This is a genomic window from Brachybacterium sp. JB7 (genome assembly GCF_003335205.1).
Taxonomy (GTDB): Bacteria; Actinomycetota; Actinomycetes; order Actinomycetales; family Dermabacteraceae; genus Brachybacterium; species Brachybacterium alimentarium.
On record NZ_QPGN01000019.1, the window covers coordinates 1 to 25,530 of the forward strand.

26 protein-coding genes are annotated in these 25,530 nt (G+C 71.2%); 14 read left to right on the forward strand and 12 right to left on the reverse strand.

What is annotated here, in order from left to right; genetic code table 11:
- Positions 1 to 227, reverse strand: a 227-nt coding sequence (locus tag CIK81_RS15435; RefSeq protein WP_147272366.1) for a hypothetical protein, incomplete at its 3' end; no start/stop codon positions are given.
- A 112-nt stretch (positions 228 to 339) separates the two neighbouring features.
- Between CIK81_RS15435 and CIK81_RS15440 the strand changes: the two genes are divergently transcribed.
- From CIK81_RS15440 to CIK81_RS15455, 4 genes are all read left to right on the forward strand, one after another.
- Positions 340 to 1,002 carry a TetR/AcrR family transcriptional regulator gene (locus CIK81_RS15440; protein WP_114305431.1) on the forward strand — a complete coding sequence of 221 codons (663 nt, stop codon included), beginning with the start codon at positions 340 to 342 and terminating at the stop codon, positions 1,000 to 1,002.
- A 59-nt stretch (positions 1,003 to 1,061) separates the two neighbouring features.
- Positions 1,062 to 1,283: a DUF3107 domain-containing protein gene (locus tag CIK81_RS15445; protein ID WP_096164140.1), complete on the forward strand. Its 222-nt coding sequence runs from the start codon at positions 1,062 to 1,064 to the stop codon at positions 1,281 to 1,283.
- Between the two features lie 15 nt (positions 1,284 to 1,298).
- The gene (locus tag CIK81_RS15450; protein WP_158542070.1) at positions 1,299 to 2,948 is read left to right on the forward strand and encodes a metallophosphoesterase; all 1,650 of its coding nucleotides are present in this window, start codon (positions 1,299 to 1,301) and stop codon (positions 2,946 to 2,948) included.
- A gap of 65 nt (positions 2,949 to 3,013) precedes the next feature.
- Entirely contained in the window at positions 3,014 to 4,873 is a 1,860-nt protein-coding gene (locus CIK81_RS15455) for a DEAD/DEAH box helicase (RefSeq protein WP_114305433.1), read from the forward strand.
- A 93-nt stretch (positions 4,874 to 4,966) separates the two neighbouring features.
- Here CIK81_RS15455 and CIK81_RS15460 read toward each other — a convergent pair whose 3' ends face one another.
- The gene (locus CIK81_RS15460) at positions 4,967 to 5,596 is read right to left on the reverse strand and encodes a MarC family protein (protein WP_096164138.1); all 630 of its coding nucleotides are present in this window, start codon (positions 5,594 to 5,596) and stop codon (positions 4,967 to 4,969) included.
- Positions 5,597 to 6,478 (reverse strand): PHP domain-containing protein, encoded by an 882-nt coding sequence (locus CIK81_RS15465; RefSeq protein WP_114305435.1) that lies wholly within the window; start codon positions 6,476 to 6,478, stop codon positions 5,597 to 5,599. It lies immediately after the preceding gene.
- A gap of 37 nt (positions 6,479 to 6,515) precedes the next feature.
- On the opposite strand from CIK81_RS15465, the gene CIK81_RS15470 reads away from it, so the two are divergent.
- Genes CIK81_RS15470 through CIK81_RS15485 form a run of 4 tightly spaced genes read left to right on the forward strand, consistent with a single transcriptional unit; the run spans position 6,516 to position 11,210 of the window.
- Positions 6,516 to 8,072: an aminopeptidase P family protein gene (locus tag CIK81_RS15470; RefSeq protein WP_114328324.1), complete on the forward strand. Its 1,557-nt coding sequence runs from the start codon at positions 6,516 to 6,518 to the stop codon at positions 8,070 to 8,072.
- Positions 8,069 to 9,394 carry a CBS domain-containing protein gene (locus CIK81_RS15475; RefSeq protein WP_158542071.1) on the forward strand — a complete coding sequence of 442 codons (1,326 nt, stop codon included), beginning with the start codon at positions 8,069 to 8,071 and terminating at the stop codon, positions 9,392 to 9,394. Before CIK81_RS15470 ends, CIK81_RS15475 begins: the two co-directional genes overlap by 4 nt.
- Before the next feature lie 2 nt (positions 9,395 to 9,396).
- Positions 9,397 to 10,035, forward strand: a complete 639-nt coding sequence (locus CIK81_RS15480; protein ID WP_096164135.1) for a DUF1003 domain-containing protein — start codon at positions 9,397 to 9,399, stop codon at positions 10,033 to 10,035.
- Entirely contained in the window at positions 10,032 to 11,210 is a 1,179-nt protein-coding gene (locus CIK81_RS15485; protein WP_114328322.1) for a P-loop NTPase, read from the forward strand. The genes CIK81_RS15480 and CIK81_RS15485 overlap by 4 nt, the downstream gene beginning before the upstream one ends.
- 154 nt (positions 11,211 to 11,364) lie before the next feature.
- On the opposite strand, the gene CIK81_RS15490 is transcribed toward CIK81_RS15485, so the two are convergent.
- Positions 11,365 to 11,772 carry a twin-arginine translocase TatA/TatE family subunit gene (locus tag CIK81_RS15490; protein WP_096164133.1) on the reverse strand — a complete coding sequence of 136 codons (408 nt, stop codon included), beginning with the start codon at positions 11,770 to 11,772 and terminating at the stop codon, positions 11,365 to 11,367.
- Between the two features lie 133 nt (positions 11,773 to 11,905).
- On the opposite strand from CIK81_RS15490, the gene CIK81_RS15495 reads away from it, so the two are divergent.
- Complete coding sequence (locus CIK81_RS15495; RefSeq protein WP_096164132.1) at positions 11,906 to 12,556, forward strand: O-methyltransferase; 651 nt, start codon at positions 11,906 to 11,908, stop codon at positions 12,554 to 12,556.
- Positions 12,557 to 12,671: 115 nt separating this feature from the next.
- On the opposite strand, the gene CIK81_RS15500 is transcribed toward CIK81_RS15495, so the two are convergent.
- From CIK81_RS15500 to CIK81_RS15515, 5 genes are all read right to left on the reverse strand, one after another.
- Positions 12,672 to 12,842: a DUF3117 domain-containing protein gene (locus CIK81_RS15500; protein WP_096164131.1), complete on the reverse strand. Its 171-nt coding sequence runs from the start codon at positions 12,840 to 12,842 to the stop codon at positions 12,672 to 12,674.
- Between the two features lie 78 nt (positions 12,843 to 12,920).
- Entirely contained in the window at positions 12,921 to 13,082 is a 162-nt protein-coding gene (locus CIK81_RS18370) for a hypothetical protein (protein WP_181861460.1), read from the reverse strand.
- The gene (locus CIK81_RS15505; protein WP_096164261.1) at positions 13,079 to 13,816 is read right to left on the reverse strand and encodes a TIGR00730 family Rossman fold protein; all 738 of its coding nucleotides are present in this window, start codon (positions 13,814 to 13,816) and stop codon (positions 13,079 to 13,081) included. The genes CIK81_RS18370 and CIK81_RS15505 overlap by 4 nt, the downstream gene beginning before the upstream one ends.
- A gap of 75 nt (positions 13,817 to 13,891) precedes the next feature.
- Positions 13,892 to 15,001 (reverse strand): succinyl-diaminopimelate desuccinylase, encoded by a 1,110-nt coding sequence (gene dapE, locus CIK81_RS15510; protein WP_114311606.1) that lies wholly within the window; start codon positions 14,999 to 15,001, stop codon positions 13,892 to 13,894.
- Between the two features lie 37 nt (positions 15,002 to 15,038).
- A complete protein-coding gene (locus CIK81_RS15515; protein WP_114355871.1) occupies positions 15,039 to 16,799 on the reverse strand; it encodes an FAD/NAD(P)-binding domain-containing protein in 1,761 nt (586 codons plus the stop codon).
- Between the two features lie 63 nt (positions 16,800 to 16,862).
- Here CIK81_RS15515 and CIK81_RS15520 point away from each other — a divergent pair, with 63 nt between their 5' ends.
- Positions 16,863 to 17,810 carry a hypothetical protein gene (locus CIK81_RS15520; RefSeq protein WP_181871915.1) on the forward strand — a complete coding sequence of 316 codons (948 nt, stop codon included), beginning with the start codon at positions 16,863 to 16,865 and terminating at the stop codon, positions 17,808 to 17,810.
- Between the two features lie 42 nt (positions 17,811 to 17,852).
- Here CIK81_RS15520 and CIK81_RS15525 read toward each other — a convergent pair whose 3' ends face one another.
- A complete protein-coding gene (locus tag CIK81_RS15525) occupies positions 17,853 to 19,124 on the reverse strand; it encodes an MFS transporter (protein WP_096197368.1) in 1,272 nt (423 codons plus the stop codon).
- A gap of 103 nt (positions 19,125 to 19,227) precedes the next feature.
- On the opposite strand from CIK81_RS15525, the gene CIK81_RS15530 reads away from it, so the two are divergent.
- From CIK81_RS15530 to CIK81_RS15545, 4 genes are all read left to right on the forward strand, one after another.
- Entirely contained in the window at positions 19,228 to 19,899 is a 672-nt protein-coding gene (locus CIK81_RS15530) for a helix-turn-helix domain-containing protein (protein WP_096197367.1), read from the forward strand.
- 161 nt (positions 19,900 to 20,060) lie between these two features.
- Positions 20,061 to 21,053, forward strand: coding sequence for a 2,3,4,5-tetrahydropyridine-2,6-dicarboxylate N-succinyltransferase (gene dapD, locus CIK81_RS15535; RefSeq protein WP_114305441.1), 993 nt, complete (start codon positions 20,061 to 20,063; stop codon positions 21,051 to 21,053).
- Positions 21,054 to 21,071: 18 nt separating this feature from the next.
- A complete protein-coding gene (locus tag CIK81_RS15540; RefSeq protein ID WP_096197365.1) occupies positions 21,072 to 22,007 on the forward strand; it encodes a hypothetical protein in 936 nt (311 codons plus the stop codon).
- Between the two features lie 107 nt (positions 22,008 to 22,114).
- Positions 22,115 to 22,816 carry a glycerophosphodiester phosphodiesterase gene (locus CIK81_RS15545; RefSeq protein WP_096197364.1) on the forward strand — a complete coding sequence of 234 codons (702 nt, stop codon included), beginning with the start codon at positions 22,115 to 22,117 and terminating at the stop codon, positions 22,814 to 22,816.
- A gap of 81 nt (positions 22,817 to 22,897) precedes the next feature.
- On the opposite strand, the gene CIK81_RS15550 is transcribed toward CIK81_RS15545, so the two are convergent.
- Entirely contained in the window at positions 22,898 to 24,247 is a 1,350-nt protein-coding gene (locus CIK81_RS15550) for a citrate synthase (protein WP_114355872.1), read from the reverse strand.
- Between the two features lie 52 nt (positions 24,248 to 24,299).
- Positions 24,300 to 25,529, reverse strand: a complete 1,230-nt coding sequence (gene dapC, locus CIK81_RS15555; protein WP_114311616.1) for a succinyldiaminopimelate transaminase — start codon at positions 25,527 to 25,529, stop codon at positions 24,300 to 24,302.
- Position 25,530 lies beyond the last annotated feature (1 nt).

Here is a 25,530-nt window from a genome sequence, read left to right on the forward strand (position 1 = left end):
AGCAGCAGCGTCCGCTCCCCCGCCCGGGCCGCGGCCGCGAGCGCGAGCGCGGTGCGCCCGCTGGACGGGCCGCCGTGGACGAGGACATCGGCTCCCGACTCGAACAGCTCGAGCGCACGGAGCTGGGTGGGGTCCAGCTCCTCCGGCTCGCGCACGTCGGGCAGCGCGGAGCGGTCGGGACCGAGCAGTCGGATCCCCTCGCCCGTTCGCGTGTATGCAGCTGCCATGGCTCCATTGCACCTCACCGGGCTGACAGCCGAACCCCGTCTGCGTGTCCGGCAGTCGCGGTAGAGTGCTCTGACTCACTACGAACCAGTCATCCGTCCGGAGGTCGGCCCCATGTCATCCTCAACCACCACCCGGATGCCGCGAGCGCAGCGGCGCTCGCAGCTGCTGGACCTCGCCACCCGTGTCTTCACCGAGCGGGGCTACCACGGGACCTCGATGGACGACATCGCCGGAGCGGCCGGGGTCACCAAGCCCGTGCTGTACCAGCACTTCAGCTCCAAGGAGACGCTGTACGTCGAGGTCATCGACATCATCGCGGACGAGCTGCTGGCGGGGGTCCGGGCGATCGGCGACTTCGAGGGGGAGACGACGGGGCGGGTGCGCTACGGACTCGAGCAGTTCTTCCACCTGGTCTCCGTGCAGAACTCGCTGCGCCTGTTCACCGGCAACGAGGCGATCTCCGTCGCGGTGCACGAGCGCGCCGCCGAGGTGCTCGACCAGATGGCGGTCCAGCTCGCCGACGTCCTCATGGCCAGCCGCCGGATGAGCCCCACGCAGTCGCGGGTCATCGGCCGCGGCCTGCTCGCCGACACCCAGACCACCGCGCTGCTGCTGGACACCGCGACGGACGACGCCGAGCGCGAGGAGATCCTCCAGGTGATGACCAGCTACATGGTCCATGGACTGACCGGGTTCGACCCGCTGGAGAATCCCCAGATCGGGGGCTCTGTGCTGGGAGCGGACGGCACCGCACGCACTGGTGCCGACGGGTAGACTTCCCAGCGCACAGCAACGGACGTCCCCGCCCTGGAGGCGGAGGGAAGGACATCGCCATGGAGATCCGCATCGGCATCCAGCACTCGCCCCGTGAGATCGTCATCGAGTCCGCGGAGAAGACCGACGAGCTGCTCGAGCGCCTCAGCACCGCCATCGCCGACGGCTCGCCCGTCACCCTGGTCGACGAGAAGGGCCGCACCGTGCTGGTCCCCGGAGCGAAGGTGGCCTTCGCCGAGCTCTCCACCGAGGAGCCCCGTCGCGTCGGCTTCCTGGGCTGACCGGACCGGCACTGCATGACCACGAAGACGGCCTCTGAGGAGGACTCTGCGCTGCGCCGCCGGCGGCGCCGTCGCAACGCCCGCATCCTCCACGTCACCACGACGGCGCTGGTCGCCATCCTGGGCGCGATCGTCGGGATCATGCTGGTCCCCGCGACGCGGGTCGACATCGGACCCCTGACCGCGAGCGTGCATCTGAAGCCCTCGCTGTCCTCGGAGACGGTCATGCTGCTGCCCCCGGTGGGCGAGGTCTCCTTCGACACCCACACCGCTCCCGTGCGCATCGAGGCGCGGGTGCAGGGCGTGGACATTGCCAAGGCCGAGGCCCTGTTCTACTCCGACACCGGCTTCTCCGAGCTCACGGAGACCGCGCCCGAGGCGATCACCGCGGCCGCCGCGAAGAACGCGACCCTCAATGCGCTGTTCGCGGCCGCCGGTGCCGGGCTCGCCGTCGGCCTGACCTTCCGTCGCGTCCGGCGCGCGCTGGTCGCCGGAGGCTGCACCGTCGCGCTGGTGGGAGTGAGCGTGGTCGCGACGTCGGTGACGTTCAAGCCGGAGTCGCTCTACCAGCCGAAGTTCGACGGCCTGCTCACCCAGGCGACCTATATCGCCGATCTCGGGCAGGCCACCGCTGCGGACTACCAGAGCTATCGCTCCACGCTCGCGGAGTTCGTGGGCCAGGTCTCCGCCCTGTACATCGCGGCGGACTCCCTGCCGGTGGGGCTGGACCAGGAGAATCTGCTGACGGTTCTCCATGTCTCGGACATCCATGACAACCCGCAGGCGTACGACGTCATCGAGCAGCTCAACTCCCAGTTCGCGATCGACCTGGTCATCGACACCGGCGACATCGTCTCGTGGGGCACCCCGGTGGAGACCCAGCAGCTCAGCGTGATCGGAGAGCTCGACGTCCCCTATGTGTTCGTCGCCGGCAACCATGACGGCGCCGCCGCCGAGGCGAAGATCGCCGAGCAGCCCAACGCGACCGTCGTGCAGAACGAGGTCGTCACGGTGGCCGGGCTGCGGATCGCCGGAATCGGTGACCCCCGCTTCGCGGCCGACGACGACTCCGACGCGGGCGGCTGGGAGGCCGGCACCGAGGCGATGGCCGCGAGCGGCTTCCAGCTGGGCGACACCATCACCGCCTATGACGAGGAGCACCCCGAGGCACCGGTCGACCTCGCGCTGATGCACGATCCGACCCAGCCGCAGGGCCTGGAGGGACGGGTGCCGCTGGTCCTGTCCGGCCACATGCACACCTCCAAGGTGGAGCTGGACCGGGACGGCTCGGGCACGGACTGGTTCACCGTCGGCTCCACCGGCGGTGCGCTCGCCTCGGGCGGGGTCGCCCCCGTGCTGCAGGGCGACGATCCGCTGGACCTCACCGCCCGGATGCTCTATTTCGACAAGAGCACCAGACGCCTCGTCGCCTACGACGACATCGTCATGGGCGGTCTGGGCCTGGTGTCGGTCTCCATCCAGCGCTCGCAGATGCCGCCCGAGGCTCCCGAGCTCGAGGTGCCCGAGGGCGCCGAGACCCCCGAGGCCCCGATCCCCGAGGAGCAGGAGGTCGAACCGGGCGAGGGACTGCCGGACGAGGAACGCGTCACGCCCACCACTCCGAGCAGTCCGCTGCCCGAGGTCAGCGACGGCGGAGAGGAATGATTCGGGGCCCCCGACGGGGCGGGGGCTACCATGGCAGTGCACATCCATGACCAGAGAGTTGAACGGTGCCTGAAACCATCCCGCACACCGAAGAGGCCGTGTCGGCCTCCCCCGCCGTCGAGCAGAGCTCCGGCACCCCGACCCCCGAGGCCGCCGCAGTCGTCGAGCCCCAGCAGACCTTCGCGGACTTCGACGTCCGCTCCGACATCATCGATGCCCTGGCGGCGAAGGGGATCATCCGTCCCTTCCCGATCCAGTCGATGACCCTTCCCATCGCCCTGCGCGGTCGCGACATCATCGGTCAGGCGAAGACCGGCACGGGCAAGACGCTGGGCTTCGGCATCCCGCTGCTGCAGGCCGCGATCGCCCCCGGCGAGCCCAATCCGCACGATCGTCCGATCGGGAAGCCCCAGGCCCTCGTGGTGCTGCCGACCCGTGAACTCGCGGTCCAGGTGGCCGAGGATCTCATCGCCGCCTCGGCGAAGCGCCCCGTGCGCATCCTCACCGTCTACGGCGGCCGCGCCTACGAGCCGCAGATCGAGGCCCTCGAGAAGGGCGTCGAGGTGGTCGTGGGCACTCCGGGCCGTCTCATCGACCTGATGCGTCAGAAGTACCTGGACCTGTCCCAGGTGCGCACCGCCGTGCTCGACGAGGCCGACGAGATGCTCGATCTGGGCTTCCTCGAGGACATCGAGAAGCTCCTGCAGGCCGTGCCCACCACGCGCCAGACGATGCTCTTCTCCGCCACGATGCCCGGCCCGATCATGGCCCTGGCCCGTCGGTTCATGAGCCGTCCCACGCACATCCGTGCCCAGGACCCCGACGACGGCGCCCGCACCAAGGCCGACATCAAGCAGGTCGTCTACCGCGCCCACCAGCTCGACAAGATCGAGGTGATGGCCCGCATCCTGCAGGCCCGTGGCCGCGGTCTCTCGATCATCTTCATGCGCACCAAGCGCCAGGCCGACCGGGTCGCCGGCGACCTCGCGGACCGCGGCTTCGCCGCGGCACCGCTGCATGGCGACCTCGGCCAGGGCGCCCGCGAGCAGGCGCTGCGCGCCTTCCGCAACGGCAAGATCGATGTGCTGGTGGCGACCGATGTCGCCGCCCGCGGCATCGACGTCACCGACGTCACCCATGTCGTGAACTGGAACTGCCCGGACGACGACAAGACGTACCTCCACCGCACCGGCCGCACGGGCCGCGCGGGCAAGAAGGGCACCGCGGTGACCTTCGTGGACTGGGAGGACCTGGCGCGCTGGGGGCTCATCGCCCGCCAGCTGGGCCTGGAATCGGCCGAGGCCGTCGAGACCTATTCGACCTCGGATCACCTGTTCACCGATCTCGACATCCCCACCGAGGCCAAGGGCATGCTGCCCAAGGACAGGCGCACCCGTGACGGTCTGGATGCGGAACGCCTCGAGGACCTCGGAGGTCCCGATTCGGGCCGCGGCGGTCGTGAGAGCGGCCGTGGCGGTCGCGACGGCGGCCGCAGTGGCAGCCGTGAAGGCGGTCGGGGCGGCAGCCGTGGAGGCCCTGACGGCGGCCGCGGTGGCCGCAGCTCCGCACCCCGTCAGGAGCGCGCCCCTCGTGAGAACCGCGCGCCCCGCGAGGAACGTGCACCTCGTGAGGACAGCGCTCCCCGTGAGGGTGCCGGCGAGGCGGCGCCGTCGCGCGAGGGTGCGAGCGATCGTCCCCGTCGCACCCGGTCGCGCTCGCGCACGCGTCGCGTGAACGGCGCGGTCGTCGACGAGTCGGGCTCGACGAGTTCGTCAGGAGCCCGCGCCCAGGGCGGCGACTCGACCCGTGGCCAGGGCGGCGGTTCCGAGAACTCCGGCGAGGACGGCCCCCGTCGTCGTCGTTCCCGTGGCGGCCGCAGCCGCAGCCGTGGCGGCGGCCAGCAGGGATCCGGCTCCGCTTCCTGATCCCCCTGACGACGGCGGCCCCGGACCGAGCATCTGCTCGGGCCGGGGCCGCTCTCGTGCGCGGGACCTCTCGTGCGCGGGGACCGGGCGAGGTCAGCCGGCGACGACGCCCCAGCTGATCAGGAAAGAATGGATCGCGTCGAAGATCATCTGAGTGCTGATCGCCGCCAGCAGCACGCCGGAGATCCGGGTGACCAGGGTGACGCCTCCGTCGCCGAGCACACGGGCGACCACGCCCGCGAAGCGCAGCGCGATGTACATCGTCGCGGCGATCAGCGCCATCGCGATCACCAGTGAGATGATGCGGGCGCTCTGTCCGCCGGTCTGCTGCACGAAGAGCATCACGGCCACGATCGCGCCGGGCCCGCCGAGCAGCGGCGTGCCCAGCGGCACCAGGGCGACGTTCACGCCCTCGTTCGCCGCCATCTCGCCCTCCTTGCCGGAGAGCAGCTGCAGCGCCACGATCAGCAGCAGCAGGCCGCCGGAGAACTGCAGCGCAGGCAGCGAGATGTGCATGTAGTCGAGGATGAAGCGCCCGAACAGGGCGAACACGGAGATGATCAGCATCGCCACGGCGACGGCCACGAGAGCCGCCCGGGACCGCTGCTTCGCGGCCATCGTGCTGGTCAGGGAGAGGAAGATCGGGACCGTTCCGGGAGGATCGGTGATGACGAAGAGGGTGACGAACACTCCCGTGAGGAAGCTCAGATCGACCAGGTTCACTTAACGGATGACCTCAGTGCTGCTCGTGGCGCGGTGGGTGATCGCTGCCAGGACGTCCGGCTGCGTGAGGTTCTCTCCGAGCCGGTTGGGTTTGCCGGCGCCATGGTAGTCGCTGCCGCCCGTGATCAGCAGGTCATGGCGGGCCGCGAAGTCGCGCAGACGGGCGCGTTCGGCCTCGTCGTGCTCGCGGTGATCGACCTCGATGCCGTCCAGCCCCGCCTCGACCATCGTCTCCAGCAGGTCCAGCGGCAGGGACGCATCCCGGGTGACCGAGCCGGGATGGGCGATGAGCGCGACGCCGCCGGCAGCATGGATCGCCTGCACCGCGTCCACTGGGGAGGGCGCGTAGTACGGCACGTAATACGGGCCCGAAGGGCTGAGGATCTCCCGGAAGGCCTCCGAGCGGTCCGGGATCGCCCCGTGCGCCACGAGGGCGTCGGCGATATGGGGGCGCCCGATCACGGTGGCGTCCCCCGCGGCCTGGGCGCGCACGTCCTCCCAGCTGATCGGATAGTCCTTCGCGATCAGCTCGACCATGTCCCGGGCACGGTCCACGCGAGAGTCCCGGGCACGCGCCATCTCGCGCGCCAGATCGCTGTGGGGATCAGGGTCGACCAGCAGCGCGAGCACGTGCACCGAGAGTCGCCCGTGCTCGCTGGAGACCTCGATGCCCGGCACCGCGGAGACACCGGTCGCGGCGACCGCTGCGGGCAGCTCTGCCCACCCGCCGACGGTGTCGTGGTCGGTGAGGGCCAGCACGTCCAGACCGGCATCCCGGGCCTGCTCGAACAGCCCTGCCACGTCGCAGGTGCCGTCCGACCAGCTGGTGTGCGAATGCAGGTCGATGCGCTCCGTGCTGTGGAAGATGGAACGCTCACTCATAGGCCCAGCGTAGTCGTCACCGTGAGATCATCGGGGGGTGAGCACCGAGAGCACCGATCAGAGCACGCACCGCACGAGCACCGGCAGCGCCGACGCCGAAGCCGTCCGGGACCTCGCGTCCCGCGGCGACTCGCGCAGCCAGCGCCCCACGAACTCCGAGTTCCGAGAATTCATCTCCTCGGGATGGGACGAGACCGTTCCCGACGCCGAGCGCCGTGAGGCCGCGGACTTCACGCCCGCCCGTCGTGATGCCCTCGTGCGCCGCCTGCCGGCATCTCGGCTGGTGCTGCCCGCCGGCGTGCTGAAGGTGCGCTCCAACGACACCGACTACCCCTTCCGTCCGGACACCGCGTTCGCGTACTACGCGGGGCTGGGCACCGATGAGGAGCCCGACAGCGTGCTCGTCGTCGAGCCGTCGGCCGAGGATCCCGACCGCTCGGAGGCGACCTACTTCTTCCGGCCCCGCGCCGGCTTCGACACCTCCGAGTTCTACGCCGACGCCCGCTACGGCGAGATGTGGGTGGGGCGTCGACCCACCGTCGTCGAGGCCTCCCAGCGGCTGGGCATCGAGGTGCGCCACATCGACGAGCTGCGCGACCATCTCGCCAAGGACGTCGGCGCCCAGCTGTCGCTGTCGATCCTGCCCGGCGTGGACGCGACCGTCGAGTCGATGGTCCAGGAGATCCGCGCGCAGAACTCCCTGCCCGGCGGGGACGAGGCCGATGCGGAGTTCGCGCAGCTGAGGGAGGTCGCGAGCGAGCAGCGCCTGGTCAAGGACGAGTACGAGATCCGCCAGATGCGCGAGGCCGTCGCGGCCACGATCCGTGGCTTCGAGGACGTCATCGCGCGCCTGCCCGAGGCCGTCGGCCACTCCCGCGGCGAGCGCGTCATCGAGGGCGTCTTCGCAGCGGCCGCCCGGCTCGACGGCAACGGGGTCGGCTATGACACCATCGCCGCCGCCGGCGACCACGCCTGCACCCTGCACTGGACCCGCAACGACGGCGCCGTGAGCGCCGACGAGCTCGTGCTGATCGATGCCGGCGTCGAGATCGACTCCCTCTACACGGCCGACGTCACCCGCACGCTGCCCGTGTCCGGCACGTTCTCCCCGGTCCAGCGCCGGGTCTACGAGGCCGTGCTCGAAGCGGCCGACGCCGCCTTCGCGGTGGCCCGCCCGGGCCTGCTCTTCCGTGATCTGCACACCGCCGCGATGGAGGTCCTCGCTGCCCGCCTCGAGGAGTGGGGTCTGCTGCCCGGCACCGCCGCACAGAGCCTCTCCCCCGAAGGCCAGTGGCACCGTCGCTGGATGCCGCACGGCACCAGCCATCATCTGGGCATGGACGTGCACGACTGCGCCCAGGCTCGCCGCGAGATGTACCTCGACGCGCAGCTCGAGCCCGGCATGGTCTTCACCATCGAGCCGGGGCTGTACTTCAAGGAGAACGACCTGCTGGTGCCCGAGGAGCTCCGCGGGATCGGGGTGCGCATCGAGGACGACGTGCTGGTCACGGCCGACGGCGTCGAGAACCTCTCGGCCGCGGCTCCGCGCACGGTCCAGGACGTCGAGCACTGGATCTCCGGACTGCGCCGGTGAGCAGCTCCGCGCAGCAGCGATTCTTCGCCGCGCGACTGATCGGGACGACCGTCTTCGACCCGATCGGGGACGTGGTGGCGAAGGTGCGCGACATCGTGGTGCTCCCCCAGGACCGCAGCCCGGCCCGCGCGGTCGGGCTCGTGGTCGAGGTGGCGGTCAAGCGCCGCGTGTTCCTGCCCATCACCCGCGTCACGTCGATCTCGCCGGGCCAGGTGATCTCCACCGGAGTGCTCAACGTACGCCGTTTCGAGAAGCGCGCCGGGGAGCTGCTCGTGGTCGGCGACCTGCTGGATCGTGCGGTGACGATGCAGGACGGCACGGGTGAGGCGACCGTGCTGGACATCGCGCTGGACCAGAACCGGCACAAGGACTGGGAGGTCTCCCGGCTGCACCTGCGCCGTCGGCGTCGCGGCAGCTCACTCAGCCGCCTGGTCACCCGCGGGGAGACCCTCACCGTGGAGCCGCACGAGGTGACGGGCCTGTACGGCACCCAGGCGGAGCAGTCCGCCCACCTGCTGGCCGCGTCCTACCAGGACCTCAACCCCGCCGACCTCGCCGAGATCATCCAGGAGCTCGAGCCCAAGCGCCGGATCGAGCTCGCCGGGGAGCTGGCCGACGAACGACTCGCGGATGCGCTCGAGGAGCTGCCCGAGGACATCCGGGTCGAGCTGGTGACCGGACTGGAGGCCAGACGTGCTGCGGACATCCTCGATGCGATGGACCCCGACGATGCCGCGGATCTCGTCCAGGAGCTGCCCGAGGACGTCGCCGCCGAGCTGCTGAACCTCATGGAGCCGGAGGAGGCGGAGGATGTGCGCCGCCTCCTCGCCTACGACGAGTACACCGCCGGCGGCATGATGACCACGGAGCCGCTGATCGTGGCCCCGGAGACCCCGGTCGCGCACTGCCTGGCGATGATCAGCCGCGAGGCGCTGCACGCCGCGATGGCCTCGACGGTGCACGTGTGCCGCTCTCCGCTGGAGACGCCCAGCGGCAGGCTGCTGGGCATCGTCCACTTCCAGCAGCTGCTGCGCGAGCGCCCGGACCGTCCCGTGGGCGAGATCCTGGACAACGACAAGGTCGCCGTCGGCCCCACGGCCCCGCTCTCCGCGGTGACCCGCGAGATGGCGACCTACAATCTGGTCTCGATCCCGGTGATCGACGACGAGGGTCGCCTGCTCGGCGCGGTGACCGTCGACGACGTGCTCGACCACATGCTCCCGGACGACTGGCGCGAGCAGGACGAGCCGGTGCCCACGACCGGGCAGATCGATCTGACGGAGATCGCCCGGGCCGCCCGTGACAGCGCGAAGGAGGACTGAGGATGGCAGAGCGCAACCCCCCATCGCTCGACGATCCCGCGCCCCGTCGCGGTGCCGTCCTGCACAATCCGTTCCAGGGGGATGCCTTCGGGCGCGCCGCCGAGACCTTCGCCCGCATGATGGGCACCCCGGCCTTCCTGGTCGGGATGACGCTGTTCTGCGCCGTCTGGCTGAGCTGGAACTCGCTCATGCCGGTCTCCGCCCAGTTCGACCCGCGGGCGCTGAACTTCACCCTGCTCACGCTGATCCTGTCGCTGCAGGCCTCCTACGCCGCGCCGCTGCTGCTGCTCGCGCAGAACCGGCAGGACGACCGCGACCGGGTGCAGGTCGAGCAGGACCGGCAGTCCAACGAGCGCAACCACGCCACCACCGACTTCATCACCCGTGAGATCGCGTCGCTGCGCCTGGCGCTGAACGACGTCGCCACCCGCGACTTCGTGCGCGGCGAGCTGCGCGATCTCCTCGAGGAGCTCGACAGTCCCCCGGACACCGATGCCTCCGACCACCACGCGGCACCGGCCGCGGACCCGATGGATGCGAGCACGCTGCGGTCGATCCTCCGCGAGGAGATCGACTCCGTGCTGCGCGAGCGCGACCTGGCCGGTGCCCATGACCACCAGAAGGAGCAGGATCCCTCGTGACCAGCACCGAGAACTCCGAGACCCCGAGCGCCCCGACGGAGGACGCCGCCGTCGACACCCGCATCACCCGCATCCATGAAGCGCTGAACGGCGTGATCGACCCCGAGATCCATCGGCCGATCACCGAGCTCGGCATGGTCGACTCGGTGACGATCGACGCCGACGACGTCGCCCGCGTGCAGGTGCTGCTGACGATCGAGGGCTGCCCCATGCGTGGCCGCATCGAGCAGGACACCGCCGAGGCGACGGCGACCGTGCCGGGTCTCAGCCGCGTCGAGGTCTCCACCAGCGCCATGAACGAGGAGCAGCGCCGTGAGCTCACCAACCGCCTGCGCCAGGGCCGCCGTCAGATCCCCTTCAACCAGGCCGGTTCACTGACCCGCATCTATGCGATCTCGTCCGGCAAGGGCGGGGTGGGGAAGTCCACCGTCACCGCGAATCTCGCCGCCGCGATGGCAGCCGATGGCCTGCGCGTCGGAGTCATCGACGCCGACATCCACGGCTTCTCGATGCCCGGCATGTTCGGCATCACGGCTCAGCCCACCAAGGTCTCGGACCTGCTGATGCCTCCCGAGGCGCACGGCGTCGCGGTGATGAGCATCGGCATGTTCGTCCCGGAGGGGCAGGCCGTCGTATGGCGCGGCCCGAAGATGCACCGCGCGATCGAGCAGTTCGCCTCCGACGTGTTCTGGGGCGATCTGGACGTGCTGCTGCTGGACCTCCCTCCGGGCACCGGCGACGTGGCGATCTCCGTGGCGCAGCTGCTGCCGAGCGCGCAGATGGTGGTGGTGACCACGCCCCAGCAGTCCGCGGCGACGGTCGCGGAGCGGGTCGGTTCGCTCGCGTCCTCGACGGAGCAGGAGATCGCCGGGGTCGTGGAGAACATGGCCGGGCTGACCCTGCCGGACGGCTCCGTGATGGATGTCTTCGGGGCGGGCGGTGGCGACCGGGTCGCGGCGACGCTCGCCGAGTCCGTCGGCCATGACGTGCCGGTGCTGGGGCGGGTCGGGCTCGATCCTGCGCTGCGGGAGGGCTCCGATCAGGGCGTCCCGCTGGTGGTCTCCCACCCGGACTCCCCCACCGCCATGGCGCTCAAGGGCGTGGCGCGTTCGCTGGTCCGCAAGCCGCGGGGCCTGACGGGGATGAAGCTGCCGCTCAGCGTCGCGAAGGGCTGACGACCCGAGCGGCCGGCGGCACCGTGGTCCGGCGGCCGGCGGCGAAGTGGTGCGTCGGCCGGCGGCCGGCGGCAGCGTCGTTGGTGGGCCGGCGGCGGCGTGGTGCGTCGGCACCGCCGCGGTCAGATCGTCGCTGCGGTCGGGATGCTGCGGATCAGGTCGCCTCGGGATCGAAGGGGGCGCGCTGGGGCCCGTCGTCCTTCGTGCGCTTGCCGCTGCTCTTGGACTTCGAGCCGGCTGCGGCTCCGGCGGCGCCGGCGACCGTCAGGGACTCCTTGTCCGGGAGGAGCTCCTCGATGCCGGTGTCGTCCCAGGCCTCCCGGATGATGCGGCGCGGATCGTACTGGCGCGGATCGTACTTCCTGAGGTCCTCGATGGCGATGCCCATCTCGTCCTCGACCGTGGAGCGGGAATCCTCGACCCAGCGGCGGGCCTGGCGCACCCACTGCACCATCTGCCGCGTGAGGTCGGGGAGCCGCTGCGGTCCCACGATCACGAGGAACACCACGAGCAGGACGACGAACTCCCACCCGCCGAGTCCCATGAATCCGGTGCCGCCCATGTCCCACCTGTACGTGTAGTCCGCTGATAGCCAGTGCCATTATTGCATCGGGGACGGCCCGCGGGTCGCAGTCGTCACCGGATCCTGACATAGTCTGGGCCGGAACGTTCGTGTCCACGGAGAGGAAGCAGTCATGTCGTCGGGAAAGGTGGCCAGTTGGGCCCATGGCGAGGAGTTCGTCGACGAGTCGACGCTCTTCTCCGACGACGGCGTTCTCGCCCGGGCACGGGATCGGGGCAACGAGCTCGGCGCACCCCCGGTGCTGCCGGGTGCGGGTGCCCTGATGCGTGTGCTCGCCGCGGCGGTCCAGGCACGCTCGGCGGTCGAGATCGGCACCGGCAGCGGGGTCGGCTCGCTCTACCTGCTCTCCGGCATGCATCCGGACGGCGTGCTCACCACGATCGACTCCGAGGTCGAGAATCAACGGGCGGCGCGCCAGTCCTTCACCGAGGCGCAGATCCGCTCCTCGCGCGTGCGCACCATCGCCGGCACTCCGCGCGACGTCATCGGCCGCCTCACTGATCACGCCTACGACCTGGTGAGCTTCCCTGCGCAGGCACCGCACGCCCTGGACCTGCTGACCCATGCGAAACGGCTGCTGCGGCCGGGCGGTGTCCTGGTGATCCCCCACGCCCTCTTCCACGATCGCGTCGCCGATCCCACCGCGCGCGATGCGGACACCCGCTCGGTGCGCGCCGTGCTCAAGGCCGTCTCGGAGTCGGAGGATCTGGTCCCGATGCTCACCGGCAGCGGCGACGGCGTGCTCGCCGCCGTGCTGCGGTGAGCTCATACGTACCTCGTACGTAGCTCATACGCAGCTCAGACGGACCGCTCCCCGAGCACACGAATGCCCCGCACCATCACGGTGCGGGGCATTCCTGTGCGGGTGGGCCCGGCTGTCAGGACTTGATGACGCCCTCCAGGGCATCACGAAGCTCAGCGGCTTCCGACGCGGCGATCTCGACGACCAGCCGGCCGCCGCCCTCGAGCGGAACTCGCATGATGATGCTGCGTCCCTCTTCCACGACCTCGAGCGGACCGTCCCCGGTGCGCGGCTTCATAGCAGCCATGGCGTGCCTCCTTGATGGTGTCGCTGTCCAGAGTGGCTCCCCCGGACGGGGCCTCCGACAACGCGCGTACGGTGGCCATTATCTCAGGTCTCGCGACCGGTTCGTGCGATGGACCCTCCGGCGCCGCCGAGAGACCTCGATCCCGGCCCCGATCCGACGCGTCGCGAGCAGCACCATGAGCACGGCGACGACCGCTGCGACCAGCAGCAGGAGCAGGACCATCGGGCTGTCGGCGGTCATCGACGAGCCGCCTCCCGCAGCACCTCGAGCGCTTCCTCCGCGGAGTCCACGACCCGCAGCAGGTCCACATCGCCAGGATTGATCGTGCCGCTGTCGAGAACCGCGCTGGTCAGCCAGTCGAGCAGCCCCTGCCAGTAGGCGCGGCCCACGAGGACGACGGGGAACATGTCGATCTTGTGGGTCTGCATGAGGCACAGGGCCTCGAACAGCTCGTCCAGGGTGCCGAGCCCGCCCGGCATCACGACGAAGCCGCTGGAGTACTTCACGAACATCGTCTTGCGGGCGAAGAAGTACCGGAAGTCGACACCGAGGTCGACATACTCGTTCATCCCCTGCTCGTGCGGCAGCTCGATCCCGAGCCCGACGGAGACACCGCCGGCCTGCTTCGCCCCGCGGTTCCCGGCCTCCATGATGCCGGGGCCGCCGCCGGTGATGACGGCGTACCCGAGCTCCACGATGCCTGCGGCGATCTCGATCGCGCACTGGTACGTCGGATCGTCCTCCCCGAGCCGCGCGGAGCCGAACACGGAGATCGCCGGGCCGAGCTCGGCGAGCGCCCCGAAGCCCTCGACGAACTCGGACTGGATGCGCATCACCCGCCAGGGATCCGAATGGACCCAGTCCCCGGGGCCGTCCTCCTCGAGCAGGCGCTGGTCCGTCGTGCGCTCGGGTCGCTGCGTGCCGCGCAGCGTGACGGGTCCCTTGCGGTGGCGATCTCGTTCCTCGGGTGTCATGGTGCGAGGGTAGTCGTGCAGATCAGCCCGCGGCGATCCGGGTGAGGTGCCCGTGCTCACGGCAGAGACCAGCGGTCATCGCGCCGGGACCTCCAGCCAGCGCCTGAGCCCCGCGAGTGCGACGCGGAGGTCCTCGAGCGGGACGTGCTCGTCATCGGTGTGGGCGAGCAGGGGGTCACCGGGCCCGAAGTTCACCGCCGGGGTGCCGAGCGCCGAGAAGCGGGCCACGTCGGTCCAGCCCTGCTTGGCGGCCACGGGCACGTCGCCGAGGGCGGCGAGGAAGTCGCGGGCGGCGGGCGCCGACAGGCCCGGCAGGGCGCCCGCGGCGGAGTCGGTCACCACGATGTCGAGGTCGAGTCCGTCGAGCACCTCGCGCACGTGCGTCTCGGCCTGCTCGGGCGAGGTGTCCGGCGCGAAACGGTAGTTCAGCAGGGCCGTGGCCCGGTCGGGGATCACGTTTCCGGCGATGCCGCCGGAGATCGAGACCACGTTGAGGCATTCGCGGTACTCGAGGCCGTCGATCACGGCCCGTCGGGCCTCGTAGCCCGCGAGACGGTCGAGCACGGGAGCGAGCTGATGGATGGCGTTGTCTCCCACCCAGTCGCGGGCGGAGTGCGCAGCGATGCCCCGAGCGGTGACCTCGAGCTTCATGGTGCCCTTGCAGCCGCCTTCGATGCCGGCCGAGGTGGGCTCCCCCAGGATCGCGAAGTCCGCTGCGAGCTGGTCGGGGTGCTCGGCGGCGAGGCGGGTCAGGGAGTTGTCCGCCGCGGCGACCTCCTCGTGGTCGTAGAAGATCCACGTGAGGTCCACAGGGGCCGCGTCGGCCTCGACCGCGAGCTTGAGGAACACCGCGACGCCGCCCTTCATATCGCAGCTGCCGCGGCCCACGAGCTCCTCACGTCCTTCACGGGTGCGGCGGGAGGAGGGGAGGTTGTCGGCGACAGGCACGGTGTCGAGATGGCCGGCCAGGAGCACGCGGCGGCCCAGGCCGCGATCGGTGCGCGCGATGACGGTGTCGCCGTCGCGGATCACCTCGAGGTGCCCGGCATGCTCGCGCAGCGCGGCGTCGACGGCGTCGGCCAGGGCCTTCTCGTTCCCGGAGACGGATTCGATGTCGACGAGCGCCGCGGTGAGGTCGACGATGTCGGCGTGGGGATCCAGAACAGGCGCGGGACTGGTGTGCATGCCGTCATTGTGCCCTCCCGCTCGGGGCCGAGAAGGATCAGCCTTCGCGCAGCGCTCCCCCGGCGCGGGCCAGCCGCACGGCGACGGCCTCGGCGTGGCGCAGCAGCTGGGCGGAGGTGCCGGGCTCCGCGCTGATCGCGGAGCCCGGCTGGGCGGTGCTGACGGGCACGCCCACCAGCAGGCGCCGCTCGTAGACGGTCTCGTCCAGGCCGACGGGCGCATAGAGGCCGTCCACCGCGATGGAGCCGGTCAGCATCCGTCGACGACTGCCGCGGGAGGCCCAGGAGTCCTTCTGCACCTCGCCGCGCTCCCGCCAGGCGCCCAGCAGGGGGCTGCGATACGCGGGAAGATCCACCGGGGGCAGATGGGCCTCGAGCACGCCGTCGCACAGAGCGGTGGAGCCGTCGGCGCCGCGCACCGCATAGCGGCTGGCCTCCTCGTCGATGTCCAGGTGCATGCGGGGGCCTGCGAAGCGCAGCAGACCGGCCTCCTCGAGGGCGAGCGCCTGGCGCGCGCGCTGCAGGGGCGGGCCGGAGGCCCAGGAGGCGAAGGCATTGCGCACGTGCCCGTCGATGTCGCCCCGCACCGACTCGGTCGTATACGCACCGAGATCGACCAGACGGTTGACCTGGGTGCGCAGGGTGATGAGCACTCGGTAGACCAGCAGCCAGGCGGGATCCGGATCAGCCGCGGCCCGCACCGACCGGCGCAGCACATCCCGGGTGCGTCGATGGGCGTCGTGGCTCTCGCCTCCGCTGCGGCCGAAGGGGAACAGCAGGGGCACGAGGGCGTCGTCGTGCGCGAGCTGCTCATGGCCCGCCTCGGCGAGCGCTCGGCGCAGCTCCGCGAACATCAGCGGCAGGACGTCCCGCTCGTGGTCGACACCGGCCGAGCGCACGGCGAGCTCGAGCACGCGCTCCCCGGTGAGGACCTGTGGGACGTACGGGGCGGGCAGCTCTGCGCCGAGGTCGGGCTTGGGCCGGTACACCATCCCAGAGCGGGAGCCGACGTGCAGGACGGGCTCTGCCCCGCCGGGCAGGTAGCGCAGCCCCGAGGGTGCATCGGCGTCCGGCTCGAAGCGTCCCCCGGCGACGGAGGTGAGCATACCGATCGCGTCGTAGAAGTTCAGGCCCATGCCCTGCACGGCGACGGCTTCTCGGCCCAGCAGGGACGCATAGTCGACATCGAGGGGATTGGCCGGTCCCAGGTGCACCAGTCCGTAGCGGTCGGCCGCGTCGGCCAGCTGCTGGGAGCGCGGTCCCAGCGCGGTGGGCAGATGTCCCAGTGCCAGGGCGACCGCGTCGGCGGTCAGCACCCGGCTGTCGGACAGCCGCACCCGCTGGGCCCCGTCGGCCGGGCCCGTGACGTCGATGGCCTCGGCGGCGTGCTGCACGATCCGCAGGCGATCGGGATCGGCGTCGGCCTCGGCGCGCGCGAGCACGTGGGCGAGGTAGCGGCCGTGGGCGGCGCGCGGGGCGTAATCGCTCGCCCGGAACCCTTCGGAGGCGAGATGGTCGGCGAGGCTCTCGGCGCGGGCTGCGGGCAGCAGCGGATGGCAGCTGGCATCGGGATACATCGTGGTCTGGCAGGTGGTGGTGTTCATCAGCAGCACGTCGGGCTGGTCATGGCGCCAGACCGCTCCGCCGCGGCCCACCTGCGGATCGATCAGGTGCACAGTGAGCGGGCTCTGCCACTCCTCCAGCTGCGAAGCGGCGACCAGACGCTCGATGATCGCTGTGCCCCGCGGGCCCGCTCCGATGACGGCGACGGTGCGTGCGGGCTCGGTGCTGGCGATCATCGCCCCAGTATGGCGTGAGCCGCTCCCCTGCCCGGCCCACCGCCGTCTGGGAGCATATGTGTCATGCCGAACACCCCGACGCCGCCGCCGAGACCGCTGCAGCACGGAGCACCCGCCTTCTCCGCGGGCCCGTTCGCCGGGAGGCACGCCGCCCGTATCCGGGCGATCGCGAACTCCAGCCAGCTTCCCGAGGAGCGCGCGCTCGCGGACTCGATGGTGATGACCGCGTGGCTCAGCGCCGCGCAGCGCGAGACCTATGCGGAGCAGCTGCGCGCTCGGCCCGACGCGGAGGACTTCGTGGAACGCCTGGCCGAGGAGCGCCGCGTCGTGCTCGTCGAGGGCGCCGATCCGGTGTCCGACGAGCTGGAATCCGCTGCCCAGGCGGAACACGATGCCCGCCAGATCCCGCTGCGGATCCTCGAGGCCGCGCTGCTGCTCGGGGCGCTGGCCTGCTTCACCGCGGCCGTCCTGCGCACCGAGTTCTCCACGTTCGCGGCGGGCCTGTCCTCCCGGGCTCTGCCCGAGGGCGCCCTGGCGCTGTTGATCGTCCTCGCCGTCTGCCTGGTCACGGCGGCCATCGTGGGCACGATCGCGACCCGCCGACGAGACCGTCTGCTGCTGGACTGGGCCGTCTCGCGCCCGGGCCAGCTGGGGCGCGGACTCCCGGTGCGCAGGGCGCTGCAGGGCGGTTCGGCGGGCCCGGCCGTCCTGCGCGGACTGGGCCCCGCGGCCCTGGTGGGCGCCGGGATCCTCGCGATCTGCGTCGGGGCGGCCATCCTGCTGATCACCCTGCTCAGCGGGGAGGACCCCGCCGCCACCCGGCTCGCGCTGTGGCTGCTGGGAGGGGGCGTGGTCTCCCTGCTGCTGGCGGTCATCGCGGTGCAGCTGCGATCCCGCCGCATCGTGCAGATCGTGCGCCGAGCCCGGGCCGCGGAATGGTTCGGAGACCAGGGGCAGCAGGGCCCCCAGCAAGGACCGGGACTGCTGGACGACACCGTCCTCGGGGAGTGACGCGCTGGGCCCGGCGCCACGGCGCGTCGCGTCCGCCGCCCCTCATCCCTCACTGCTCAGCCCCTCGGCACGGGCGTAGCTCTCCCATCGCGCTGCGGCAGGGACCCGGCGCAGGTCCCTGCCCAGCAGCACCACCAGCGCACCGGCGACGAGGATGCCCGAGAACAGCAGCATGGTCGGCAGGGGGCCCACGAGATCGAGGCCCCAGCCGGCCGCTGCGGGCGCCAACGGCATGAACCCCATCGCGATCGTTCCCATCAGCGCGCCGATCCGCCCCTGCATCGCGACCGGGGTGATGTGGAGCAGGAAACCCTGGGTGCCGGCGTTCAAGGGCGCGATGCCGATCCCCATCACCGCATAGGCCGCAGCGATCGCGAGCATCCCGGGAGCGAACGGGAGGAACGCGGCGGCCGCCGCCATGATGAGGATCGGCCCGGTGACCAGAACTCCCGTCGGGACCTTCTCGACCAGGCGCGGGGCGAGGACGGCGCCCAGCAGGATCGACCCCGCCAGCACCGTGTTCAGCAGGCCTATGCGTCCGGCCGGGACCCCGCTCGCCGTGAGGTGCAGCAGCACGGTGAGGAGGAGGCCGTTCGAGCCGAGGTTGACCAGTGTGGCGACAGCCAGGAGCTGGACCCGCACCCGCTGCGAGAGGGCCCAGACCACGGCCTCCCGCAGGTCGTCACGGACCCGGGTGGACGCCGCCTCGACGGCACGGGGCAGGTAGCGCCCGCGCATCCGCCAGGTGGCCAGCACGGAGCCCAGGTTCCCCAGCAGCTGCGCGAGCGGCGGGAAGGCCACAGCGAGGCCGAAGAGCACTCCGCCGAGCGGCCCGGCGATCATCTCGACCGCAGCGTCTCGACCCTGGTTGACGGAGACGGCGCGCGGCAGCTGGGCCGGCGGCACCAGCTGCTTGAGCATCGCGTCCGAGGCGGCCCCCAGCAGGCCGGCCCGGAAACGATCGAGGATGGCGATCGTCGCGAGCACCAGCACGCTCCCCCAGCCGGCCATGAGCACCACGATCAGCACGGCCTGCAGGAGCGTTCCGGTCGAGCCGGCGAGCAGCCGCAGTCGGCGCCTGCCGAACCGGTCGGCGAGGAGGCCTCCGGGCACCATCCCCACGAGGCCCCCGATCCCCTGGATCATCCCGACCAGGCCCGTCGCACCGAGGGATCCGGTGACGGCATAGGTCACGAGCGGGAAGGCGAACGTCCCGATGCCGGTGCCCAGCTCCAGGCAGACGTCGCCGAGCAGCCAGCGGCGGTACTCGGCGTTGCGACGCAAGGGCTGCGGAGCCGAGGCAGTGGTCGTCATGGCCGGAACACTAGTCGCGCACGACTTGTTGCGCAACAGATCTTGCGCAAGGGGTGGTGCGCAGCAGATGGGTCAGGCGCGGGGCGCTCCGTAGACTCACCGCATGAGCAGCACTGCACCGGATGACGACTCGACCTCTCCCCCGACGCACGCCACCCAGGAGCAGCTGCGCGCACTGGCCCATCCCCTGCGGCTCGACATCGTCCATCGCGTGGGGCATCGAGGCACGGCCCGGGCGGCGGACCTCGCCGCCGACCTGTCGATCCCCGCGAACTCCGTGAGCTACCACCTGCGCATCCTGGCTCGCGGAGGAGTGATCGAGGAGGCTCCCGACGCGGCACGAGACCGGCGGGACCGCGTGTGGAGGTTGACCCAGACCTCCTTCTACTTCGGCAACGGCACGCGTTCGGCCGACGGCGCCGACGGTGACTACCTCGCCGCGTCCGGGGCCGCATCGCTCGCGGCCTTCGACCGGATGCGTTCCGCATGGGCCGCGCGACTCTCCCGGCAGTCCACCGGCCCGGACGTCGACGACGACGAGCTCAGCTCCCTGTACGCGTCGGACCTCCGCATCTCCGCGGCACAGGTGCGGGAGCTGAACTCGCTCATCCAGACCACGCTCGCCGAGTACAACGCGCTCAACCGTGATGACCAGGGCGTCGAGATCCCAGGCGACCCGGATTCCGAGGACGCCGCCTTCACCTATCAGGTCCTGTGGGCCGCCACCGCCCACCGGGCGTCCGCTGAGGGGTCCTCGTCCCCGCGCGACGGCTGATCGGGCACGGGCCCCTGATCCGCGATCCGCCCGGGCCCGGTTCCGCCCTCCTCTGCTGCTCTCTGCTGGCCTCCTCTGCGACGGACCCTGGGGATGTGCTGTTCATCCTGGGCGGTGAGCAGGACCGGCGTTCTCCCGGCTCGGCTTCGTAGACTCCTCCCATGACCACGACGACCACGGACGCGCCCGCGACCCATGCATGGGGCATCGGCCTCGCGACCGTCGCGGCCGACGGCTCCACCCTCGACACCTGGTATCCCGCGCCCCAGCTCGGCCGGGCCCCGGGCTCCCCGGAATCCGCGCCGCTCCATGCCCGGCTCGCCGCCGCCGCCCGCGCCGACGAGGTGCGTGGAACAACCCAGCAGGTCGTGGTGCGCGCGGTCGACCTCAGCGCCGCCCCGGCCGACGCCCCGGACGCCTACCTGCGCCTGCACCTGCTCTCCCACCGCCTGGTCCTGCCCCATGCCCAGAACCTCGACGGGCTGTTCGGCACGCTCACCAACGTCGTGTGGACCTCCGAGGGCCCCTGCGCCGTGGCCGGCTTCGAGGAGACCCGCCTGGCCCTGATCTCCGCCGGTCGCACGCCGAGCGTCTTCGGGGTCGACAAGTTCCCCCGCATGGTGGACTACGTGCTGCCCTCCGGCGTGCGCATCGGCGACGCCGACCGCGTGCGCCTGGGCGCTCATCTCGCCGAGGGCACCACCGTCATGCACGAGGGCTTCGTCAACTACAACGCAGGCACCCTGGGCACGTCCATGGTCGAGGGCCGCATCTCCCAGGGCGTCATCGTCGAGGACGGCTCCGACGTGGGAGGGGGCGCATCCACGATGGGCACGCTCTCCGGGGGCGGCACCGAGCGAGTGCGCATCGGCAAGCGCGCTCTCGTGGGCGCCGAGGCCGGCATCGGCATCGCGCTCGGCGACGACAGCGTGGTCGAGGCGGGTCTCTACCTGACCGCCTCCGCCAAGGTCGTCGTCGTGGGCGAGAAGGGTCGGCGCAGCGGAGGCAGCGAGGACGAGCACGTGGTCAAGGCCCGCGACCTCTCGGGGGTGCCGAACCTGCTGTTCCGCCGCAACTCGCTGAGCGGCGCGATCGAGGCGGTGGCCCGCGAGGGCCAGACCGTCGAGCTCAACGCCGCCCTGCACGCGAACTGACAGGACGGAGAGCTGGAGATGGCGCGTCGCGCACGGGCGAGGGGCTCCGTCGGCCGACACCTCGTGATCCCCCTGGTCATGGTGCTGGCGTGCGCGGGGATCGCCGGGGGCTCCTACGTCGCCCTGCAGCGCTACGGCTCCCCCGCGCACGTGGGCACCTGCACCGCCCACGGGCTGGGCACCAGCCACCGCTACAGCACCGATCGAGCAGAGAACGCGGCACTGATCAGCGCTATCGCGGTGGATCGGGGCCTGCCTCCACGGGCGGCGTCGATCGCGCTCGCGACCGCCTACCAGGAGTCCCAGCTGCAGAACATCGAGCACGGGGATCGTGACTCCCTGGGCCTGTTCCAGCAGCGGCCCTCGCAGGGCTGGGGCACCGAGGAAGAGGTCCAGGACCCGATCTACTCCACGAACGCCTTCTACGACGCGCTCGAGACGGTCAGCGCCTACGAGAGCGGGGACATCAACGACGTGGCCCAGGAGGTCCAGCGCTCCGGCCACCCCGAGGCGTATCGGGACCACGAGACCGAAGGACGCCTGTACGCCTCCGCCCTGACCGGGCAGTCCGGCGCGAACCTGGTGTGCACGCTCGACGAGGTCGGCTCGACCACCTCGCCCGAGCAGCTGCGCGGGGAGCTCGCGGGGCAGTTCCCGCGCCTGACCGAATCCGGCGGGATCGCCTCGTCGCTGCGTCCAGCGGGCTCCGTGGCCCCGCAGCGGCCCGACGGCTCCGGGGCGACCGCGCTGGTCATCGACACCGGTGGGGACACCACCCGCGGATGGGCGCTCGCGAACTGGGCCGTCGCCCGCGCCGCGCAGGACGGCGTGGTCCAGGTGTCCTACCAGGGCCGAGTATGGGACCGCTCCCTGCGCCGTGAGGAGGCCGAGACCTGGGGCAGCGTCGACGGCGGCGAAGCGGACTCGGTGGTCGTGCTGGTCAGCGGCGGCTGAGACCGCGAGCGCAGGACGGGCCAGACGCCCGGGCAGGCGGGCTGGTGGTCTGGTGGTCTGGCGAGCAGGCGAGCAGGCGAGCAGGCGAGCAGGGTAGCGTCGCGCTCATGCGCACCGAGCCCCTGCAGCTGGTCGCCCACCGCGGTGATCCCGTGCACGAGATCGAGAACACCCTGGCGGCGGTGCGCCGCGCCCGGGCCGACGGCGCCGCGCTCATCGAAGTGGATCTGCGGCGCACGGCCGACGGGGAGTGCGTGCTGCTGCACGACCCGACGTCGCTGCGCCTGTGGGGCGTGGACCGACCGGTGCGCGAGCAGCGCACCGCGGAGCTCGCACCGGGAATTCCACTGCTGCGCGACGCCCTCGTCGAGGCCGCGCCGAGCGCCCTCCTCCTGGACCTGCCCGATGACGGTCCCGACCCCCTCCTCGCACACGCCGTGGTCGACACCGTCCGTGCCGTGCGCGCAGCCGATCCGTCCGTTCCTGCCCCGTCCTACTGCGGAGGGCTCACCGCGATGCGCGCCGTGCGTGCGTCGGAGCCGTCGGCCGAGATCCGGCTGACGTGGAAGGTGCCCGAGCCTATCCCGGACGAGATCCTGGTCGAGCTGCGACCCCGCTCCTGGAATCCGCCGCACGAGCTGGTGGACGCGGCATCGATCGCCTGGGCCCGTGCCCACGGGCTCGAGGTCACCTGCTGGACCGTGGATGACGCCCGGCGGGCGGAGGAGCTCGCGGTGCTCGGCGTCGACGCGATCACCTCCAACCGGGCCGGTGCTCTCAGGCGGGAGCTGGCGATCCACACGCGGTGACGGACGGCAGAAGGCCCTGGCCGGGTGAACCTCCGTGGGAGGTCTCTCGGGCCAGGGCCTTCTCGATGCGTGGTGACGCGGTCAGTCGCGGTTGTCGAGCTCTGCCTTCAGCTCGGCCAGGCGCAGCTCGCTGGTGCCCGTGCGGTCCTCCATGGGAACGTACGGGCGCTCGGCGTGACCGGTGTAGATCTGGCGCGGCCGCCCGATCTTGGTCTCCGGGTCGTGGACCATCTCCTGCCACTGGGCGATCCAGCCCGGCAGGCGACCGATCGCGAACAGGACAGTGAACATCTCGGTCGGGAAGCCGATCGCCTTGTAGATGAGGCCGGTGTAGAAGTCGACGTTCGGGTAGAGCTTGCGCTCGACGAAGTAGTCGTCCTGCAGGGCGATCTCCTCGAGCTTCATCGCGAGCTCGAGACGCTCGTCATGGACGCCGAGGCGCTCGAGGACGTTGTCCGCGATCTTCTTCACGATGCGGGCGCGCGGATCGTAGTTCTTGTAGACCCGGTGGCCGAAGCCCATGAGGCGGATCCCGTCCTCCTTGTTCTTCACCTTCTCCATGAAGTCGCGGGGGTCCATGTTCTCGGTCTGGATCTGGTCGAGCATGTCCATCACCGCGGCGTTCGCGCCGCCGTGGGCCGGGCCGGAGAGGGCGCCGATGCCGGCGGAGATCGACGTGAACAGGTTTGCCTGAGCGGAGCCCACCAGGCGCACGGCCGAGGTCGAGCAGTTCTGCTCGTGGTCGGCGTGCAGGATCAGCAGCTGTTCCATCGCCCGCACCACGACCGGATCGGCGATGTAGTCCTCGACCGGGAACCCGAAGGTCAGGCGCAGGAAGTTCTCGATCAGGGAGAGTCGGTTGTCCGGGTACAGCAGCGCATGGCCCTGGGCTATGCGGTGGGCGTAGGCGGCCATCGTCGGCATCTTCGCGAGCAGCCGCACCGTCGACAGACGGGTCTGCTCCTCGTCGAAGGGGTCCAACGAATCCTGGTAGAAGGTCGAGAGTCCGGAGACCCCGGCCTGCAGGACGGCCATCGGGTGGGCGTCGCGGGGGTACCCGTCGAACATGCGCTTGAAGCGCTCGTCGAGCAGGGTGCGCCGCTCCACCTGGGCGACGAAGTTGTCGAGCTGGCCCGTGGTGGGCAGCTCGCCGTTGATCAGCAGGTACGAGACCTCCAGGAAGGAGGAGTTCTCGGCGAGCTGCTCGATCGGGTATCCGCGATAGCGCAGGATGCCCTCGTCACCGTCGATGTAGGTGATCGACGACTTCGCGTTGGCGGTGTTCATGAAGCCGGGGTCATAGGTGACCTCACCGGTCTCCTTGCGCAGCGGGCCGATCGAGATGCCCGAGTTCCCCTCGACCGAGGGGACGATCGGGAGATCGAGGGATTTCTCCCCGAGCGTGAGCTGAGCAGACGTAGCGTGATCCATGGGCTCTCCGTTGTGCAGTGTCGGATCGGTGGGTGCGCGCGAGGCGCAGGTATCAGGAGCGCTCGAGGCGCTGGGCGGCGGCGGTGATCCGCTCATCGGTCGAGGTGAGCGCGACGCGGACGAAACGCCCGCCACCCTCACCATAGAACATCCCGGGAGCGACCAGGATCCCGAGGGCAGCGAGGCGATCCACACTGCTCATCGCGTCCTCGTCGAAGGTGGTCCACAGGTACAGACCGGCTTGCGAGCCGTGGATCGCGCCTCCGGCTCCCCGCAGCGCCGGCTCCAGGATCGCGCGGCGTGCACGATAGGTCTCGCGCTGCGCCGCCACGGCATCGTCGTCGCCGAGGGCGACGGTCATCGCCGCCTGGATCGACGCCGGGAGCATCATGCCGGCCTGCTTGCGCACCGCCAGCAGCTCGCCCACCAGGGACGGGTCCCCCGCGACGAACGCCGCCCGGTAGCCCGCCAGGTTGGACTGCTTGGACAGCGAGTAGACGCACAGCACGCCGTCCAGCGAGCCGCCGTTCACGCGCGGGTCCAGCACCGAGGGGACCTCGTCGACGGTCCAGGGCAGCAGGGCGTAGCACTCATCGGAGGCGACCACGATGCCCCGTTCCCGGGCCCAGCGCACGATCGCCGCCATCTGCTCCGCGGTGAGCACCTCACCGGTGGGGTTCGACGGGGAGTTCAGCCACAGCAGACGGATGCGGGAGGCGGCCGACGGGTCCGGCAGTGCCGCCTCCCCGTCGGCGGCGAGCGCCGCCATGTCCAGCGGCAGCGCCTCGGCGCCGACGAAGCGCGCGCCCATGTCGTAGGTCGGGTACGCGACGTCCGGGAAGGCGACGACGTCGCCCGCGCCGATCCCGAGCTGGAAGGGCAGGTGCGCGACGAGCTCCTTGGAGCCGACGGTGGGCAGCACGCCGTCCACGTCGAGCGCCGCGGGTGCGCCCCGATGACGGCGCACGAAGTCCACCAGGGCCTCGCGCAGAGCGGGCGTGCCGACGGTGGTGGGGTAGCCGGGGCGATCGGCCGCGGCCGCCAGCGCCCGCTGCACGGAGGCAGGGGTCGGATCCACCGGGGTCCCGACGGAGAGATCGACGAGGCCTCCCTGGTGCGCGCTCGCGCGCTGCGCCGCGCCGGTCAGGGCGTCCCACGGAAAAGCGGGCAGGCGGGCGGCGAGCCCGCGACGGCTCGAGCGGTCAGCGCTGGCTGAGATGTCAGGGGTGTCAGCGATGCCGGAGGTGCCGGAGGGGCCCGAGGTGTCAGCTGCTGTGGCCATG